The sequence below is a fragment of the Verrucomicrobiia bacterium genome (assembly GCA_035577545.1).
In the GTDB taxonomy this organism is placed as follows: Bacteria; Verrucomicrobiota; Verrucomicrobiia; order Palsa-1439; family Palsa-1439; genus Palsa-1439.
Map to the genome: position 1 here is coordinate 83,880 of DATLVI010000011.1, position 15,968 is coordinate 99,847.

Annotated in this window: 15 protein-coding genes; 4 read left to right on the top strand and 11 right to left on the bottom strand. The window is 57.1% G+C overall.

Features of this window, described 5'->3' with window-relative positions; genetic code table 11:
- The first annotated feature begins 2 nt into the window (after positions 1–2).
- The gene (gene ruvX, locus VNL17_04180; GenBank protein ID HXI83272.1) at positions 3–440 is read left to right on the top strand and encodes a Holliday junction resolvase RuvX; all 438 of its coding nucleotides are present in this window, start codon (positions 3–5) and stop codon (positions 438–440) included.
- Positions 400–1,170, top strand: coding sequence for a tRNA pseudouridine(38-40) synthase TruA (gene truA, locus VNL17_04185; GenBank protein HXI83273.1), 771 nt, complete (start codon positions 400–402; stop codon positions 1,168–1,170). Before ruvX ends, truA begins: the two co-directional genes overlap by 41 nt.
- A gap of 54 nt (positions 1,171–1,224) precedes the next feature.
- Here the strand turns inward: truA and VNL17_04190 are convergent, their stop codons facing one another.
- On the bottom strand, positions 1,225–1,551 hold the full coding sequence (locus VNL17_04190) for a hypothetical protein (GenBank protein ID HXI83274.1): 327 nt from the start codon (positions 1,549–1,551) through the stop codon (positions 1,225–1,227).
- Between the two features lie 187 nt (positions 1,552–1,738).
- Here VNL17_04190 and VNL17_04195 point away from each other — a divergent pair, with 187 nt between their 5' ends.
- Both VNL17_04195 and VNL17_04200 read left to right on the top strand, forming a co-directional pair.
- Entirely contained in the window at positions 1,739–2,221 is a 483-nt protein-coding gene (locus VNL17_04195; protein ID HXI83275.1) for a tRNA (cytidine(34)-2'-O)-methyltransferase, read from the top strand.
- Positions 2,202–3,182 (top strand): nucleotidyltransferase domain-containing protein, encoded by a 981-nt coding sequence (locus VNL17_04200; GenBank protein HXI83276.1) that lies wholly within the window; start codon positions 2,202–2,204, stop codon positions 3,180–3,182. The genes VNL17_04195 and VNL17_04200 overlap by 20 nt, the downstream gene beginning before the upstream one ends.
- Positions 3,183–3,599: 417 nt before the next feature.
- Here the strand turns inward: VNL17_04200 and VNL17_04205 are convergent, their stop codons facing one another.
- The 10 genes from VNL17_04205 to VNL17_04250 all read right to left on the bottom strand — a co-directional run.
- A complete protein-coding gene (locus VNL17_04205) occupies positions 3,600–3,905 on the bottom strand; it encodes a hypothetical protein (GenBank protein ID HXI83277.1) in 306 nt (101 codons plus the stop codon).
- Positions 3,906–3,912: 7 nt separating this feature from the next.
- A complete protein-coding gene (locus tag VNL17_04210) occupies positions 3,913–5,511 on the bottom strand; it encodes a tetratricopeptide repeat protein (GenBank protein ID HXI83278.1) in 1,599 nt (532 codons plus the stop codon).
- Between the two features lie 598 nt (positions 5,512–6,109).
- Complete coding sequence (locus tag VNL17_04215) at positions 6,110–7,534, bottom strand: choice-of-anchor tandem repeat GloVer-containing protein (protein HXI83279.1); 1,425 nt, start codon at positions 7,532–7,534, stop codon at positions 6,110–6,112.
- A 182-nt stretch (positions 7,535–7,716) separates the two neighbouring features.
- Positions 7,717–8,946 (bottom strand): tetratricopeptide repeat protein, encoded by a 1,230-nt coding sequence (locus tag VNL17_04220; GenBank protein ID HXI83280.1) that lies wholly within the window; start codon positions 8,944–8,946, stop codon positions 7,717–7,719.
- 98 nt (positions 8,947–9,044) lie between these two features.
- A complete protein-coding gene (locus tag VNL17_04225) occupies positions 9,045–9,782 on the bottom strand; it encodes a hypothetical protein (GenBank protein HXI83281.1) in 738 nt (245 codons plus the stop codon).
- 115 nt (positions 9,783–9,897) lie between these two features.
- Positions 9,898–12,276 carry a BACON domain-containing protein gene (locus tag VNL17_04230; GenBank protein ID HXI83282.1) on the bottom strand — a complete coding sequence of 793 codons (2,379 nt, stop codon included), beginning with the start codon at positions 12,274–12,276 and terminating at the stop codon, positions 9,898–9,900.
- A gap of 223 nt (positions 12,277–12,499) precedes the next feature.
- Positions 12,500–13,327: a 3-deoxy-8-phosphooctulonate synthase gene (gene kdsA / locus VNL17_04235; GenBank protein ID HXI83283.1), complete on the bottom strand. Its 828-nt coding sequence runs from the start codon at positions 13,325–13,327 to the stop codon at positions 12,500–12,502.
- Complete coding sequence (locus VNL17_04240; GenBank protein HXI83284.1) at positions 13,321–14,925, bottom strand: CTP synthase; 1,605 nt, start codon at positions 14,923–14,925, stop codon at positions 13,321–13,323. Before VNL17_04240 ends, kdsA begins: the two co-directional genes overlap by 7 nt.
- Positions 14,922–15,683, bottom strand: coding sequence for a 3-deoxy-manno-octulosonate cytidylyltransferase (gene kdsB / locus VNL17_04245; GenBank protein ID HXI83285.1), 762 nt, complete (start codon positions 15,681–15,683; stop codon positions 14,922–14,924). Before kdsB ends, VNL17_04240 begins: the two co-directional genes overlap by 4 nt.
- Positions 15,684–15,729: 46 nt before the next feature.
- The coding region (locus tag VNL17_04250) for a DNA-3-methyladenine glycosylase I (GenBank protein HXI83286.1) at positions 15,730–15,968 on the bottom strand (239 nt) is incomplete at its 5' end.

Consider the following 15,968-nt stretch of genomic DNA (forward strand, 5'->3'; position numbering starts at 1 on the left):
AAATGCGCGTTCTCGGGGTTGATTTTGGAAACAAACGGATTGGGCTGGCGCTCAGCGATGAGACCGGCACGGTCGCGTCGCCACTGACGTATATTGACGGCGGCGGGATCGCGGCGGTCAGCCGCGAGATTGCGCGAATCAGCGCTGACCGCCGGGTGGGAAAGATTGTTGTGGGTGTTCCCTTGCGGTTGGATGGAACGCGGAGCGAGCAAACGGAGCACACACTGGCGTTTATCGAGGAATTGGAGCGCACGACGACGGTACCCGTAGCGAAATGGGACGAGCGGTTGACGAGTGTTCAGGCGAACCGCGCGTTGCTCGAAGGAAACGTCCGGCGCAGCGAACGTAAGCAGAAGATTGACAAAGTCGCCGCGCAAATCATGTTGCAGAGTTATCTTGATGCGACAAACCCGCCTTCAACCGAAGCCCAGACACTTTAAGCTGACGATCGCCTACGATGGGACGCAATATGCCGGGTGGCAGTTGCAGCCGAACGGCAAGACGGTTCAGGAAGTCCTTGAAGGTGCGCTCGCGAAGATTGACGGACGCGGCGTGCGCGTCCACGGGTCAGGGCGCACGGATGCCGGGGTTCATGCGCGGGGGCAGGTGGCGAATTGTACATTGCGGACGCAACTCAAGGTTCCAACTCTGCTGAAGGCGTTGAATGCGAATCTGCCCGAGGATGTTCGTGTGTTGCGGCTGCAGGTGACCGACGCGAAGTTCCATGCGCGTTTCTCCGCGAGGGGGAAGGAATACCGGTACCAGATCGATTGCGGCGCGGTCGCCGATCCCTTTCTTCGCGCGTACGCGTGGCATCATCCGTGGCCGTTGGATGTAGCGGCGATGCGGCGGGCGGCCGGGTTGTTGAGGGGTCGGCATGATTTTTCGGTGGTGTCGGCAAAGCCGCGGCGTCCCGTGGAGAACACGGTGCGGACGATTTCGAAGTTGTCGGTGACCAAGCAGGGCGATCTGATTACGGTCGCGGTGAGGGCGGATGGGTTTCTTTACAAGATGGTGCGGTCGATTGTGGGCGCGCTCGTCAAGGTGGGCGAGGGGCGGCTCACGATTGAGGAGTTGCAAGCGCAGTTGAAGGCGAAGAAGCGGACGGCGTTGGTCGAGACGGCGCCGGCGCATGGGTTGTTCTTGTGGAAGGTGGATTACCGACGATAACAGTGAAGGACTGGCGAGCCGCGCCGCAGGCAGAGAGTTCACTCGATTGAATTGTTAGGCGCTGGCATTTTTGCTGTTGGAGCCCCTGCGCGATTTGATGACAAGATAAAACAAGCCGGTAAACATCAGCCCCCCGACGAAGAACTCAATGCCCGTACCCACAACGGTGCAGACATTCGGTTCGTGCTCGGGATTGGACAACGCCCAGATGGGGGACGAGAGAAGCATACCGGGCAGATGCCAGAGCATAAAAAGAACGGTGAACACGTTGCCAGGGCCGCATGGCCCGATGCTGCCAAACGCGGTATTCATACCCACCAATACCCCTTCCGCCATACAGCCGAGGATCAATGCCAACCAAAATGAGGATAGTCGTCTCACGGCGCTGTTTTCCAACAGTAGTATGGGAACAAGGAGGGATGACAAGGTACAAACCTGTCCGACCGTGACGTCATGCGGAGACGGTACGCTGGGAGAATTGAGTGGTCAATCTGATTCACCGGCACTGCCCGGGGAGCAGAGAGATTCCTCGACAGGTTTGGAATGACAAACTAGCCTCCGGACTACGATGAACGTAGTGCTTGTTGAACCGGAGATTCCGCCGAACACGGGAAACGTGGCGCGGTTGTGTGCTGCGACGCAGTCGACGCTGCATCTGGTCGGGCCGCTGGGGTTTCGGCTGGACGACAAGACGCTGAAGCGGGCCGGGATGGATTACTGGGAGCAGGTGACGTGGAAGTGCTGGGAGTCGCTGGAGCAACTGCAAGCAGCGGCTCGGCGGGAGCCTCGCCCTCCCGTCTTCTACTATGTAACAACAAAGTCGAAACGGCCTTACACGCAGCCGCAGTATCGTGCGGATGATTATTTAGTGTTCGGACGGGAGACGGCCGGTTTGCCGAAGGTGTTGTTGGATGCGAATCCGGAGACGACGATCACCATCCCGATGTTCAACCCGCAAGCGCGCAGTTTGAATCTGGCGACGGCGGTCGCCATCGTTCTTTCACATACAATCTGGCAGATCAAATCAGTAGATGGGACTTGGCCGGAATGAAGGTGCGAAAGCGATCTACGCACGCCATAATGGTCGTAACTGCACAGTATCAGCTTACACGGTGTGGTTGAATGTGAAACAATTATCAGTCCAACAAAGAGAACTGGTTTCGTCGCTGGCGAAGCAACTCGGAGAGATCCAAGGGATAAAGGCCGTCGTGCTCGGAGGATCGCATGCGCGCGGACGTGCCCAGCCGGGCTCAGATATCGATCTTGGCCTGCTCTATTCTGAGGCGGTTCCCTTCTCCATTCAGAGCGTGCGCAAACTGGCCGAGAGCGTCAACGACACATCCCGGCCGGTAGTCACGAGTTTTTACGAGTGGGGCCGGTGGGTCAACGGTGGAGCATGGCTGACCATCGGCGGCCAGCGCGTCGATTTCATCTACCGCAGTCTCGAACAGGTGGAGCAAGTCATCGCCGAGGCCGAAGCGGGCCGCTACGAACTCGACCACAACCAGCAACCTCCTTTTGGATTCTTTAGCGGAACATACCTTGGTGAAATCGCGGTGTGTGTCCCCTTAGTCGATCTCGAAAAGAGACTGGGTTTGCTGAAGCGGAAGGTTGCGGATTATCCCACGTCCTTGCGTCAGGCCGTGATACAGGACTATCTCTGGCTGGCCGAGTTCGGGCTGACTGCTTTCGCGCCCAAGTTCGCCACCCGCTCCGACACCTATGGGACGGCTGCCTGTCTGACTCGTGCTGTGAACCATCTCGTGCTGGTTCTGTTCGCATTGAACCGCAAATATCTGATCAATGACAAGACGGCGCTCGAGGAGATCGCAGAGTTTGAGCGTGCCCCAGAGAAGATCGAGTTACGAGTACAAAGAACGCTTGGGCACTTGGGCTCTACGGCTACGGAACTTGCCAGCGCGGTCGAAAGCGTCGCACAGTTGTTTCAAGAAACCGTCGATTTGACAGATGGGTTGTACCAACCACGCTACGCACTGCGGAAGAGAGAGTGATCGACTCTCAACAGACCATACTGGTTTTGCGATCGCCTCCATTTCAGTTCGATTAGATGGGTCCGAAACAGAAGTGACCATCTTGATTGTGTTCTGATCACCGCGGTGTTGTTGTACTGCGCAATCTGGCAGGTCAAGTCAGAAGCCGGCGGTTGGCCGCCCTGAGTTCGCTGGCCTGCGCAGTCGGGCCATCGCAACTACCACAGTATCGGAACAAGCTTGCCTCCCGGCGTCTGAATCCTGAAGTCTGCAAGCAGTTCCTTCACGTCGGGTAAGTCGGAGATACGGATGAGAAGTCGGGAACCCGTGATTTCATGGTCTCCGGGCAAGGAGATGTAGAAAGTGCCCTAGGCTTCCGGCAACGATTCCACCACTGCCAGTTCAGCCGCATTAAGAACTGGAATCCTTACGAGAGAATCATTCTCTGGGTCCACTGATGTTATCTTTCCTCACGCTATTTGTGTGCCGCGCGGAGTTATCATCCTTCCGTTTCTGAATTCCTTTGTACCATGGTGTTTGCCAGTGAGGGATGGTGAATACCGTGACCAGGCCACCGATCACGCCGCAGAGGATCAACCAAAGAATCGGCCCGTGAACATTGTCATGGGAGAATCCCGCCAGAATGACTCGATAGGTGAAGAGCACGCAAGCCAGACAACCAATGAAGACGCCACCGATGAAGCGAATGGTAACGGTGAAAAGGAAGTCTGGCCACTTATTCATGGTGCGGTCAATTCTGCCTGTTCGGAAGCTCGCTTTTCAGGAATTGAACTTCGGCGGCGGCGCTTTGGTACTCGTAATGATCTTTGGCCCCGGTTTCCAGGCATTTGTTAAAATAGTCGGCGGCAGTAGATTTGTCGCCGTCGATCAGTCTTAAGGTGCCAGCATAGAAGTAAGCGTCGCACCTTTGGTTGCGCGTTTGCTTCTCATCGCCGCTGTCGGCTGCCTTCAGGAAGTCGCTTTCGGAAACATCACCAGTCAAGAACCGGGCGATGGTTGACGGCCAATCGTTGGGTTTGCCGACGGTCCGCCTTAGAAGATATTGTTTTAACTCCTCAGTTGCCTCATTGCGCTCGCCGAGTTTGGAGCGGGCCATCCAGATTCGGATGTGTGAGTAATCCGGCATCGTCCCTGATTTCGCGATCGTGGGCCCCTCTGTGGAGGCCTCGCGAAAATCGGCGAGGGCGTCGCTCCAGTTGCGCTCGTCGTAATAGATGACGCCGTGACCGTAGTGAGCGCTGGTATTTTTCGGATCCAATGCGATGGCTTGACTGTAAGCGGCGAGCGCGCCGTTCAAATCGCCTTTCATTCGCTTGGTGAAGCCACGACTGTTGTAAGCTGTAACAAATTTCGGATCCAATATGATGGCTCGATCATAATCGGCAAGGGCTCCGTCCAGGTCGCCTTTCATTCGCTTGGTGAAGCCGCGGTTTTCATAAGCGTGTGTGTATTTCGGATTTAGTTCGATGGCTTTGTCGAAATCAACAAGAGCACCGTCCAAATCGCCCTTGGCACCCTTTGTGGAGCCGCGGTTGGCGTAAGCATGGGCATATTTCGGGTCCAGCTCAATGGATCTATCGAAATCCGCGAGGGCACTGTCCAAATTGCCTTTGGCATGTTCTACGGATCCCCGGTTGTCGTAAGCCCGCGCATTCTTCGGGTCCAACTCAATGGCTTGGTTGATATCAACGAGCGCACCGTCCAGATCGCCTTTGAGCTGCTTGACGGCACCCCGGTTGTCGTAGGCGTGGGTATCCTTCGAATCCAAATCAATAGCTCGATTGAAATCAACCAATGCGCCGTCCGAATCACCTTTGTCCCACTTGGCGAGTCCTCGATCCGTGTAGGCGTGGGCGTATCTGGAGTTCAGTTCGATGGCCCGATCGAAATCAGCAATTGCGCCGTCCAGATTACCCTTGGTCCATTTGTTGTATCCGCTTCGGAAGTAGGCGGAGGCGCTATGTGAGGTTTTCCATAAACCGAAAGCAGCAAACATGACCAATACGACCACCAGAGTGACCACTGCACTCAACACGGTCCGCGTACTGTCCGAATCGGCAACTTTCGGTCGAGGCGCTTCCGGAGATGTGGTCTCCGGCGGAACGAAGTCATCTGAGAGTGGAGTTGCCTCTTGGTTATCCTGCAATACCTGGCGAGCCCGGTCGACGTCGGCGTCCTGCACTTGTAAATGGACTTCGCCGAAGATATTGCCGTAACCGATTGCGGCGCTATTCTCACCGGCAATGAACGCCGGGATGCCCGCCGCTTCGAGCAGGGACTTATCCATCTCGGCCTTCACCACATCCAAGTATTTCCGGAGCGTGGTCATCTTCGGCTGCGGACATGAGTATTAGCGTAGATTCGGCTGTGGGGCGACAGGGAAAAGTAGAGATGAAGGGGGGGAAGAAAGAACGACGGCAGACAGGAGCAACAGGCGAGACGCCTGTTCAGCGAGGAATTCAGGAGGGGGGTGAACGGGCGGGACGCCCGTTCTACGAGCGGGAGCCAGCAGCGTGGGCCGCGGTCGCGATCATGTATCGTAAAACGATAATTTTGCTGGACATTGTGATATGAGGGCGGTATAGTTCGTTCAGTTCTTTGAAAAAACGTGGCTACCGCGCCTTCTCCAAGGCTTTGGCGCTCCTGCGCCGTTGCTGCGGCTTCGGGGCGGAGCTATGTAGGAAAGCAGCGGTTGTGTAAAAACGGGTAGTTCAAAAACATGGTTTTTGCGAAACGAACCCATTTTGATTTCGGGGGTTTGTGGGCACATCCATCAGGATGAGAAGAGGTTGCAACTGTTCGAAAGCGTGTTTTTAAATGGGTTCGTTTTGGAAAAAGAACCCATTTGACACCACAAGACGGCCTTCCAATGAGCACCGGAGGCCCGGAATTGGGAACGTTTAACAAACAACTGAGCCGATTGTTTTCTACGGGGTGATGTCGAACCGGTAGAAGCCTTGCGGGAGCAGGGCACCGCCGAGGTTGGTCACGGTCAGGAGGCTGCCGCTGCTGGTGATGGAGCCACCTTGATTGATCCAGTTGGTGGGGGCCATCGCGCTGCTAAATTGCAATTGGTAGATTTCGGTCGCCACGGAAGGGATGGAAAGTACTGCGTTCGTGCCGGCCAACTGGACCGCAGAAATCTGGTTGGCCGGCGGGTTGAGGGGAACAGTCAGCCGGAACACAATGCCGACGCTGTTGGATCCGCCGGTTGTGGTTGTCCCATAGAACTTGCCGTCGATGCCCTGAATGAGCGCGGCATGGGGTTGGTGGCCATCGCTGGCGGAATTGCTAAAGGAGTACAAATTCGTGTAGTTGCCGCCCGGGCTGATCCGAAACACGGTGCCGACACCGTTCGCCCCGGCTTGTTCCGTCGTGCCGTAGAAATTGCCGTCGCTGCCCTGTAACAGACCGGCTCCTGGAAAGTTTCCGTCGCCGGGGGAGCTGCCAAAGGAGTACAGATTCGTATAGTTGCCGGCGGGACTGATCCGAAACAAGGTGCCGTCGTGGTTTGCACCGCCTTGTTCGGCGGTGCCGTAGAAATTGCCGTCACTACCCTGCACCAGCGCGGCAGTTGGTCCATTTCCATCGGTGGCGGAGCCGCCAAAGGAATACAGATTCGTTTCGCTACCGGCGGGGTTGATCCGAAATACGGTACCGAAGCCGATCGTCCCGCCGGCGATGGTCGTGCCATAGAAATTACCATCGCTGGCCTGTATGAGCGCGGCTTCTGGATTGGCGCCATCGGTGGGAAAGTTGGCAAAGGAATAGAGGTTCGTATAGTTGCCGGCGGGGCTGATGCGAAACACGGTGCCAGCGCTGCTCGCCCCGCCGATTGTGGTCGTCCCGTAGAGATTGCTGTCACTGCCCTGCACGAGGGCTGCAAAAGGCCGGGCACCATCGGTGGGAGAGCTGCCAAAGGAGTGGAGATTCGTGTAGATGCCGGCGGGAGTGATTCGAAACACGCTGCCGAGGCTATTGGTCCCGCCTTGATACGTCGTGCCGTAGAAATTGCCGTCGCTGCCCTGCACAAGGCCATTGGCAAAGTTCACACTGCCGTCGCCGAACGTGTGAAGATTCGTTTCGATGCCGCCGGGGGTGATTCGGAACACGATGCCGTGATTGTTCGTTCCGCCATTATATGTGGTGCCGTAGAAATTGCCGTCGCGGCCCTGGATCAACCCGGCGTAGGGCTGGTTGCCGTCGTTGGGGGAGCCGAGAAAGGTATAAAGATTCGTCTCCGTCTGCGCGTCAGCCGTGAGCACGCGGCCAACCAAAATCAACAAGATAACTACAACAATCAGGCGAGGCGTTCTTGCCTTCGCCGACCCGATCCCAAGCGGTTTGTTCATGCCCCTAGCTCCTCTCCCAGCCGTTGCGTGACAGCCATCAGCACACAAGCGGCACTCGCCATTTACCGTGGCGAGGCTAGCAGTTTGGTGGCGTTAAGTCGAGGTTTATCAAAGTGGTCATGGTGGCGGCGGGAGCAGGCGAGACGCCGGTTCAACGAGGGCGGGGAGATTGCGGAGACGCTTCATTGTTTCAGAAACTCGAGTTCGGCCGCGGCGCTTTGGTATTCGTAGTAATCTTCAAGGTGGGTTTCCAGACACTTTTTGAAATAGTCGGTGGCAGTGGATTTGTCGCCATCGAACAGCCTCAAGGCGCCGGCGTAGAAGTAGGCCTCGCACCGTTGACTCTGCGCTTGTTTCGCATCGCCGCTGTCGGCGGCCTTCAACAAGTCGCTTTCGGACACGTCGCCGGTCAGCGCGCGGGCGATGGTCGCCAGCCAATCGTTGGGCATGGCGGTGCTTCGTGTGAGAAGATATTGCTTCAACTCGTTCGTAGCCGCGTCGCGCTCGCCGAGTTTGGCGCGAGTCATCCAGATTCGAATCTGCGAGTAATCCTGCAAGGTTTCCGACCTGGAGTCCGCAGGCTTCAGGGCGGAGACTTTGTGAAAGTCCGCGAGCGCACCATTCCAGTCGCGTTTGTCGTACAGGGCGACGCCGCGGCCGTAATAGGCATTTCTGTTTTTCGGATCCAATTCGATGGCGCGGCCGCAATCAGCAAGGGCGCCGTCCAAATCGCCTTTCATCCGTCTGGCGAAGCCGCGGGTGCAGTAGGACTGGGCATTTTTCGGATCCAATTCGATAGCGTTATCGAAATCCGCAACGGCGCCGCCCAAATCCCCCTTGTCCTGCCTGGCGATGCCGCGGTTGTAGTAGGCGCGCGAATCATTCGGGTCCAACTTGATAGCGCTGTCGTAATCGGCGATGGCACCGTCCAAATTGCCTTTGGCCGACTTCGCGACACCGCGGTTGTTGTAAGCCAGTGTATACGTGGAATTCAATTTGATGGCTCGATTGTAATCGGTGATCGCGCTGTCCAGATCGCCCTGGGCCGATTTGGCGAGACCCCGATTGTTGTACGGGTTTGCATAACTGGAGTTCAGTTCGATCGCTCTGTCGTAGTCAGCAATTGCGCCGTTGAGATCGCCTTTGGTCTGCCTGGCGAGACCCCGGTTGTTGTAGGCGTAGGCATGCCTGGGGTTCAATTTGATGGCTTGATTGTAATCGGCGATAGCACCATCCAAATCGCCTTTGGCCTGCTCGGCGAATCCCCGCTGGTAATAAACGGTCGCGCTTGTGGTAGTCTTCCACAACCTGAACGCGGCAATCGCGCCAAATACGGCCACCAAAGCGACCACGACGTACAACACGACCCTTTTCGTTCTTCTCACATCGATGTATTGCCTGGGCTTGGTCATGCTGGCCAGTGGACACAAGTATTAGCGCAAATTGGTTTGGGATGCGACAGGCAACACAGGGAGCAGGGCAGGCAGGGTACCAGTCTCACCTTCCTGGATTATTTGTTATCCTGCTGCGGGAGAGCCTTCTTCAGGTTGTCGAACAACCCTTTCGTCTGCTCGGTGACGCCTTTCAGGGTCTCGCCGGCAGCATCGGTGACATTGCCGAGGCCTTTCTTTAGATCCTCCGGCTTGATGCCGATCTCCGGCAGGGGAACGTTGCCGGCGATGGTGAGAAGGACCAAGCGGGTGATATCGGTGGAGTCGCTGATGTTCTTGTAGGTGCGCTGGAGGTTAAGGGTGAGAGTGCGTTCCGTAGGCTTGGCTCGGCTGTAGTCCTTGATGGTGACGGTGCCGACCTGGATGCGTAGCTGGTCCACCTGGTATTTTGTGGAAGACTTGGAGCCGCCGCCCGAGGAGACGACGCCCTTGAGTTTCATTGCGTTCGAATCACCCTTATCGGTCTTCACAATGACGAGTTGCTTGATGTTGATGAGCATGTCGTTGATATGCGGCGCGCCGCTGAGCATGGAACCGAGGCGGTAATCGACATAAAGTTGGGGCATGTCGACAAACATTTTTTCCTGAAACTCTGGCGGGTTCATCAGCTTGAGGTCGCGGACATCCACTTTGCCGGAGAAAAGGCCGACATCGACGGAGCCGATCTCCAGGGGGAAGCCGGTGACTTTTTTGGCGCCGTACTCGACGGAGACGCGGGCGATGACATTGCGGGAGAGGAAAAGGACCACCAGAAGAATGACCAGCACAGCAGGCACGATCCAGAGAAGCTTTTTCATGCTCCAGTGTTAGCGTGTTTTACATGCGCAATCAAGCCGGTGGTTCCGTGCAGGCGAAAGAAGCCTGCGTCACCGCAGCCGATGGCGCAGGCCTACAATCTGTGAACGCTCGAACTCACTGACAGTTCGGAGACTGCCGGACACGATAGAATGCGCCCGGTTTGTTGGTAGCCCCGTTGCTGTCCGTTTGTGTGATAATCCCGCCGGTACCGGGAGTGAATCCCGTCACAGGCACCCAAACTGAATTAGTCGAGTAGTTACCCGTTATGCGCTCCACTCGGTAAAGTAGGTTCGTATTGTTCTCCGTCAGATAGCTGACATTGACGGCTGTATTGGAAACGCCGACGTTCGTAACGCGCATTTCCGGACCGACATAGAAGAAATGTTGGCCGGGGTAATTGCTCATGACGAGGAAGGGCGCCCAACTGTTGGTGGTTCTGCCGGGGCCCAACAAGCAGTAGGTCGGATCATTGGTGCCGAAGGAGCCAAGGATTTGGTCCGACAACTGCAGTCCGGTGTTGTTGGCGATGAACGTACAAATGGCAATCGTACCCGTCGGGCTGCCAAGAGCGGCCAGTGGGATGGCGATTTCAATGCCGTTGGTGACGGTCAGCGCCTGGGCAGCATTGCCTCCGGCTACGCCCGCACGGTTCGTGTAGCACCCCATGCTGGCGTTACCTGCGTCGACGCCATTCGTATTGCCGTTGTTGAGGGTGGCCTGGATGAGGAACGGATTCGTGCCGCCGACGAGCGTGCCATTGGTGGAGCCGGTCCTGCCAAGGAAATAGCCATTGGTAGCTACGCCGCTGGCGTTGGTACCACCGGGCCACAATTGTGCGTAGCTATAGAAGCTCGTGGTCGAGTTGCAATTCACGTCCATCCAGTAATTGGGCGCGAAGCCAGCATCAAACGTAAGACCGGGGCCCGGGCCGACCACGTTGGCGACACCATTCGTGGGGCCCATCCAACTCAGCACCGACCGGCTAGTAGTGCCACCCCCGATCGTGGTAACATCGACATTAGGGTTAACATTGGTGAGGGTGTTTTGCCCACCGGAACCGGTCATGAAGAAAATGTGCACCCTGTTACCGTTGGCCTGGATATTTCCCGCCAACACGAGGAATAACACATTATCCTTGATTAGCCCGTACGCCGCATCGAGTTCGGACCCGGTAGCATTGATAAAGTTGGTGCTGGTGTTCTTGCCGAAAGTGGTCGACAGCAGCTGCACGGCAACCGGGCAGCCGTAGCCCGGGTCGACCGTGCCGTCGATGATAATGCCGCTCAAGGGAGGCAAAACCAGACCAGCCTGGCTAATGGACACGGACGTCGCCGCGAACTGCCCGACAATGCTCAATGTCCCCGACCTTGCGTTGATCGAGGTGTTCGAGCTGACGGAGTAAGTAACGGTGCCATTGCCCACGCCACTGGCGCCCGACGTAATCACGATCCAAGGCACGCTGCTTGTTGCGTTCCAAGAACAGGCGCCGACATCGGCCACAGTCACATTACTTGCTCCGCCGCTACTGCCGTATGAAGCGCTGGCCGGACTAACCAGGAAGGCATTGCACGGGGGCACTGCCAGCGTGAAAGTATGCGTTCCCGGAAGCGCGCTGAAGTCGACCGAGCTGGCAGTGCCGAAGCTGCTCTGGCAATACGTCGGCGTGCCGTCCCAGATTGGACCGAGGACCTGATTGTACATGCTGGCATACTGATCGTCCGTGATGAACGCGCAGACGGAAACCTGCCCGGTCGGGTTGCCGATTGCCGCCAATGGGATGGCCAGCTCAACACCCGTCCGTACGTTTTGCGGATTGAATGGCGCTCCATTCACCTCGCAGCCCGAGAGATCCTGTTGGACGCCATTGGTATTGCTATTATTGAGGGCGGCGATAACACCAAATGCAGCATTCGTCAGAACGTTGCCGGGGGGGGAGTTGCTCACCGCGCCCAGGAAGGCGCCGGGGCAAAAGGCGCAGATCTGTTCGTAGTTCACGTTAAATTTCGGGCCTGCGCCGGCGGGGCCGACCGTAATGCCGATCCAGTAATTCGCCGCGAAACCGGTATCGAAGGTCAGCCCGGGGTCGCCATTCTGCTGGCTACCTCCGTTGATTCCCATATTGTTGATGTGGCCGAAATCAGCAGCGCCACTGTAATTGGTCCCAAGTGTGTGGTCACCACCGGGTCCCGTCATGAAGAAGATGTTGAGCTTATCGAAGGGATTGCTGGTCAAATCACCCGAATCCATGTTTCCCGCGAGTACCAGGTAGAGAACGCCGTTGGAAATGACTCCGTAGGCCGCGTCAAGTTCGGAGCCACTGGCTGAGTCGAAGTTTGTCTCGGTGTTCTTGAAAGTCGACGTCCCGAGTTTCTGTGTGACGATCGCGGATCCGTAATCCGTGTCCGCCGTACCATCGATCGTGAAGCCCCTTGCTACAGTAGCGACAAGCGCGAGCATCAGGGTGATGGAAACCGACCACTTAATTGTCTTCATGGATGCGTCCTTCTGTGTTCCTGCGTTTCGATTAAGCTTGATAAAACTAGGAAGCTACCAGCCCGGCCTCGTGTGGAAAGTATCAGAATCAGCGCTGCAAATCAAGAGAGTGCTACCCTTAAATGGGGACCAAGGTGTTGACAATTTCGGCCATTGCCCCGCCTTCCCCAGTAGAAATAGGGAGGCGCTGACTAACAAGCTAGAGGACGCCGTTCAGAGAGGTCTAACTTACTGCCGCACGAATGTCGCGCAGCGTTTTCAGCAGCGCTTTCACTTCGCCTAGGGGTAGCTGATTCGCCGCGTCGCTGCGGGCACGATCGGGATGCGGGTGCGTTTCCAGGAAGATGCCGTCACAGCCCGCCGCAACGGCGGCCCGAGCAAGGACCAGGGCCATGCGGCGGTCACCGCCGGTCACCTTACCACCTTGCCCGCCGCCTGGCATCTGGACGCTGTGCGTGGCGTCGAAGACAACCGGCCAGCCAAACTCGCGCAGCATCGGTAACGAGCGCATATCGGCGACAAGGTTGTTGTAGCCGAACGACGAGCCCCGCTCGGTGAGCAGGATATTCCGTCCGCCGACCGCTGTGATTTTCGAGATCACATTCCGCATGTCCCACGGCGCGAGGAATTGTCCTTTCTTTACGTTGACACAGCGCTTCGTGCGGGCGGCCGCTTGGATCAAATCGGTTTGACGGCAGAGGAACGCCGGGATCTGGAGCACATCCGCAACTTCGGCCACCGGCTTGCAATGCGCGATCTCATGCACGTCTGTCAAAATTGGAAGGCCGAATTGGCATTTCACCTTCTCCAAGATGGCGAGCCCGCGCTTCAATCCCGGGCCGCGGAAGCTGTCGCGCGCAGTGCGATTGGCTTTGTCGTAACTGGCCTTGAAGATGAGCGGCAGGTCGAGGTCGCTGCAAATATCGGCCAGGGCTTCGGCGGTCTGCAGCGTCATGTTTTCATTTTCGATGACGCAGGGGCCGGCGATGACAAAGAGCGGAGCGGGTTTGCTGCCGAGAGTGAGGTTGCCGATGCGAATGGTTTTCATGATGGTTTTTGCTTCAGCGACGCCTCGATGAAACCGCGGAAGAGGGGGTGGGCTTTGTTAGGCTTCGAGAGAAATTCGGGGTGGAATTGGCAGGCAATGAACCAGGGATGATCGCGCAACTCGATCAGTTCGACGAGATCGTACTTGGTATAGCGGCCGGCGACGATCATGCCCGCCTTCATGAGCTGGTCACGGTAGCCGTTGTTAAACTCGTAGCGGTGGCGGTGGCGCTCGGAAATCTCCTCGGCACCGTATAATTCCCGCGACTTGGTGCCAGCCACGAGCTTGCAGGGTTGCGCGCCCAGTCGCATCGTGCCGCCCTTCACCTCCACGCCCTTCTGTTCTTCGAGCAGGCAGATGACAGGGTGGGGGGATTTCTGGTCAAACTCGGTGGAGTTGGCGCCGGTGAGTCCGCAGGCATTGCGAGCAAATTCAATGACGGCGATCTGCATGCCCAGACACAGGCCGAGGTAGGGGATTTTGTTTTCGCGCGCGTACTGGGCGGCGAGGATTTTACCTTCGATACCGCGATTGCCGAAGCCGCCGGGGACGAGAATGCCAGCGACTCCCTTCAGGTACTTCTCCGCGCCATCCTTCTCGATATGCTCCGCATCCACGCGCGTGATTTCGACAGCGCAATCGAGCGCCGCGCCCGCGTGTTTGAGCGCCTCGTACATGCTTTTGTAGGCGTCGATGAGCTGGATATACTTGCCGACGACAGCAATCTGCACCTTGCGCGAGGGGCTGATCATCCGTTGGAGCATCTTCTCCCAGTCGGTCAACGGTTTGGCGGGAGCGTCAAGGCCGAGGTAACGGCAGACGAGTTCATCGACCTTTTCGCTACGCAGGTCGATCGGAACTTCGTAAATGGAATGCGCCACGTCGAGTTCTTCAATCACACATTCGAGTTGGACGTTACAGAACATGGAAATCTTCTGGCGAACTTCCTTGCCAAGCGCCTTCTCACTGCGGCAGATCAGGATCTGCGGCATGATTCCGATCTCACGCAGCTTCGCGACACTTTGCTGGGTCGGCTTGGTCTTGATCTCGCCCGCCACGCGGATGAACGGCACGAGGGTCACGTGGATGAAAAGTGAACTCTGGGGGCCGGCTTCGAGTGCAAACTGACGGATCGCTTCCAAAAACGGCAGTCCCTCGATATCGCCAATCGTGCCGCCGATCTCGATGATGACCACGTCGGCGCCACTCTTCTTGCCGACTTCGCGAATGCGATCCTTGATTTCGTTCGTGACGTGGGGGATGACTTGCACGGTCTTGCCAAGATAATCCCCACGACGTTCCTTCTCGATGATACGCGCATATACCTGGCCGCTCGTGAGGTTGTTGAGCCGTGAAAGTTTCGCATGAGTGAACCGCTCGTAGTGGCCAAGATCGAGGTCGGTCTCGGCGCCGTCATCGGTCACGTACACCTCGCCGTGCTGGAACGGGTTCATCGTGCCGGGATCGACATTCAGATACGGGTCGAACTTGGCGAGCGTGACCTTCAGTCCGCGATTCTCCAAGAGGGTGCCAATCGATGCCGCGGTCAACCCTTTGCCAAGTGAACTGATCACCCCACCGGTGACGAAAATGTATTTCATGTCTGAGTTCTCAGGATTTCTTCCACCAACTCGACATCTTCGGGCCGATCCACGCCGATCGAATCATAAGGCGTAACCAACACCTTGATCGAGAATCCGTTTTCCAACGCGCGCAACTGCTCCAGCTTCTCGGTCTTTTCCAACTCGCTCTGCGGCAATTGCACAAACCTCAACAGGAAATCGCGCCGAAACGCGTAGATCCCCAAATGTTTGTAAAACTTCGCCGCCTTCAACCACTCCAGCGCGTCGCCGGTCTTCGCGTCCCGAACGAACGGGACCCGGCTCCGGGAAAAATACAGCGCATTTCCGTTTTGGGCGAGCGCGACCTTTACCACGTTCGGATTGTCGAGATTGGCGGCGGACTCCAGCTTGCGGGCCAGCGTGCCCATGACGCACTGTGAATCGGATTGCATACCTTCGACGAGTTGGTCGATCATCTCCGGACGCATCAACGGCTCGTCACCTTGAATGTTCACCACCAGATCGCATTCGTAAGCACGCGCAACCTCCGCGACGCGATCGGTTCCTGTGGCGCAATCGGGGGAGGTGAGCATCGCATCGCCGCCGAACGCCTCGACGGCTTCGAGAATGCGGGTGTCTTCGGTGGCGACAATGACTTTGTCGAGGCGCTTCGCCTTGGCGGCCTGTTCGTAAACGCGCTGTACGAGGGTCTTATCGGCAATTATCGCGAGCGGTTTGCCTGGAAACCGTTGCGCGCCGTAACGGGCGGGAATCACCCCCAATGAGCGAATCTTCATTGGGATTGCAGTGTAGCACAACCCCGGCGCGTGACAAGGCCCGCGGTCAGCGTTGCACTTCGCGGTAGCGGAAACAGGTGACGAGATGATCGTTCACCAGGCCGGCCGCTTGCATGAAGGCGTAGCAGATCGTGGAGCCAACGAAGTTGAATCCGCGGGCTTTGAGGTCCTTGCTCATCGCGTCGGATTCCTTGGAGGTGGCGACGATTTCTTTCATCGACTTAACGCACGTAACAAGGGGTTTGCCGCCGACGAATTGCCAAATGTAACGGTCGAAGGAGCCAA

Excerpts from the sequence above, each read along its gene's own strand:
- VNL17_04215 (HXI83279.1), bottom strand. The coding sequence starts at position 7,534 with ATGAACAAACCGCTTGGGATCGGGTCGGCGAAGGCAAGAACGCCTCGC.
- VNL17_04205 (HXI83277.1), bottom strand. The coding sequence starts at position 3,905 with ATGAATAAGTGGCCAGACTTCCTTTTCACCGTTACCATTCGCTTCATC.
- VNL17_04220 (HXI83280.1), bottom strand. The coding sequence starts at position 8,946 with ATGACCAAGCCCAGGCAATACATCGATGTGAGAAGAACGAAAAGGGTC.
- VNL17_04195 (HXI83275.1), top strand. The coding sequence starts at position 1,739 with ATGAACGTAGTGCTTGTTGAACCGGAGATTCCGCCGAACACGGGAAAC.
- VNL17_04240 (HXI83284.1), bottom strand. The coding sequence starts at position 14,925 with ATGAAATACATTTTCGTCACCGGTGGGGTGATCAGTTCACTTGGCAAA.
- truA (HXI83273.1), top strand. The coding sequence starts at position 400 with ATGCGACAAACCCGCCTTCAACCGAAGCCCAGACACTTTAAGCTGACG.
- VNL17_04225 (HXI83281.1), bottom strand. The coding sequence starts at position 9,782 with ATGAAAAAGCTTCTCTGGATCGTGCCTGCTGTGCTGGTCATTCTTCTG.
- ruvX (HXI83272.1), top strand. The coding sequence starts at position 3 with ATGCGCGTTCTCGGGGTTGATTTTGGAAACAAACGGATTGGGCTGGCG.
- VNL17_04200 (HXI83276.1), top strand. The coding sequence starts at position 2,202 with ATGGGACTTGGCCGGAATGAAGGTGCGAAAGCGATCTACGCACGCCAT.
- VNL17_04230 (HXI83282.1), bottom strand. The coding sequence starts at position 12,276 with ATGAAGACAATTAAGTGGTCGGTTTCCATCACCCTGATGCTCGCGCTT.
- VNL17_04210 (HXI83278.1), bottom strand. The coding sequence starts at position 5,511 with ATGACCACGCTCCGGAAATACTTGGATGTGGTGAAGGCCGAGATGGAT.
- kdsB (HXI83285.1), bottom strand. The coding sequence starts at position 15,683 with ATGAAGATTCGCTCATTGGGGGTGATTCCCGCCCGTTACGGCGCGCAA.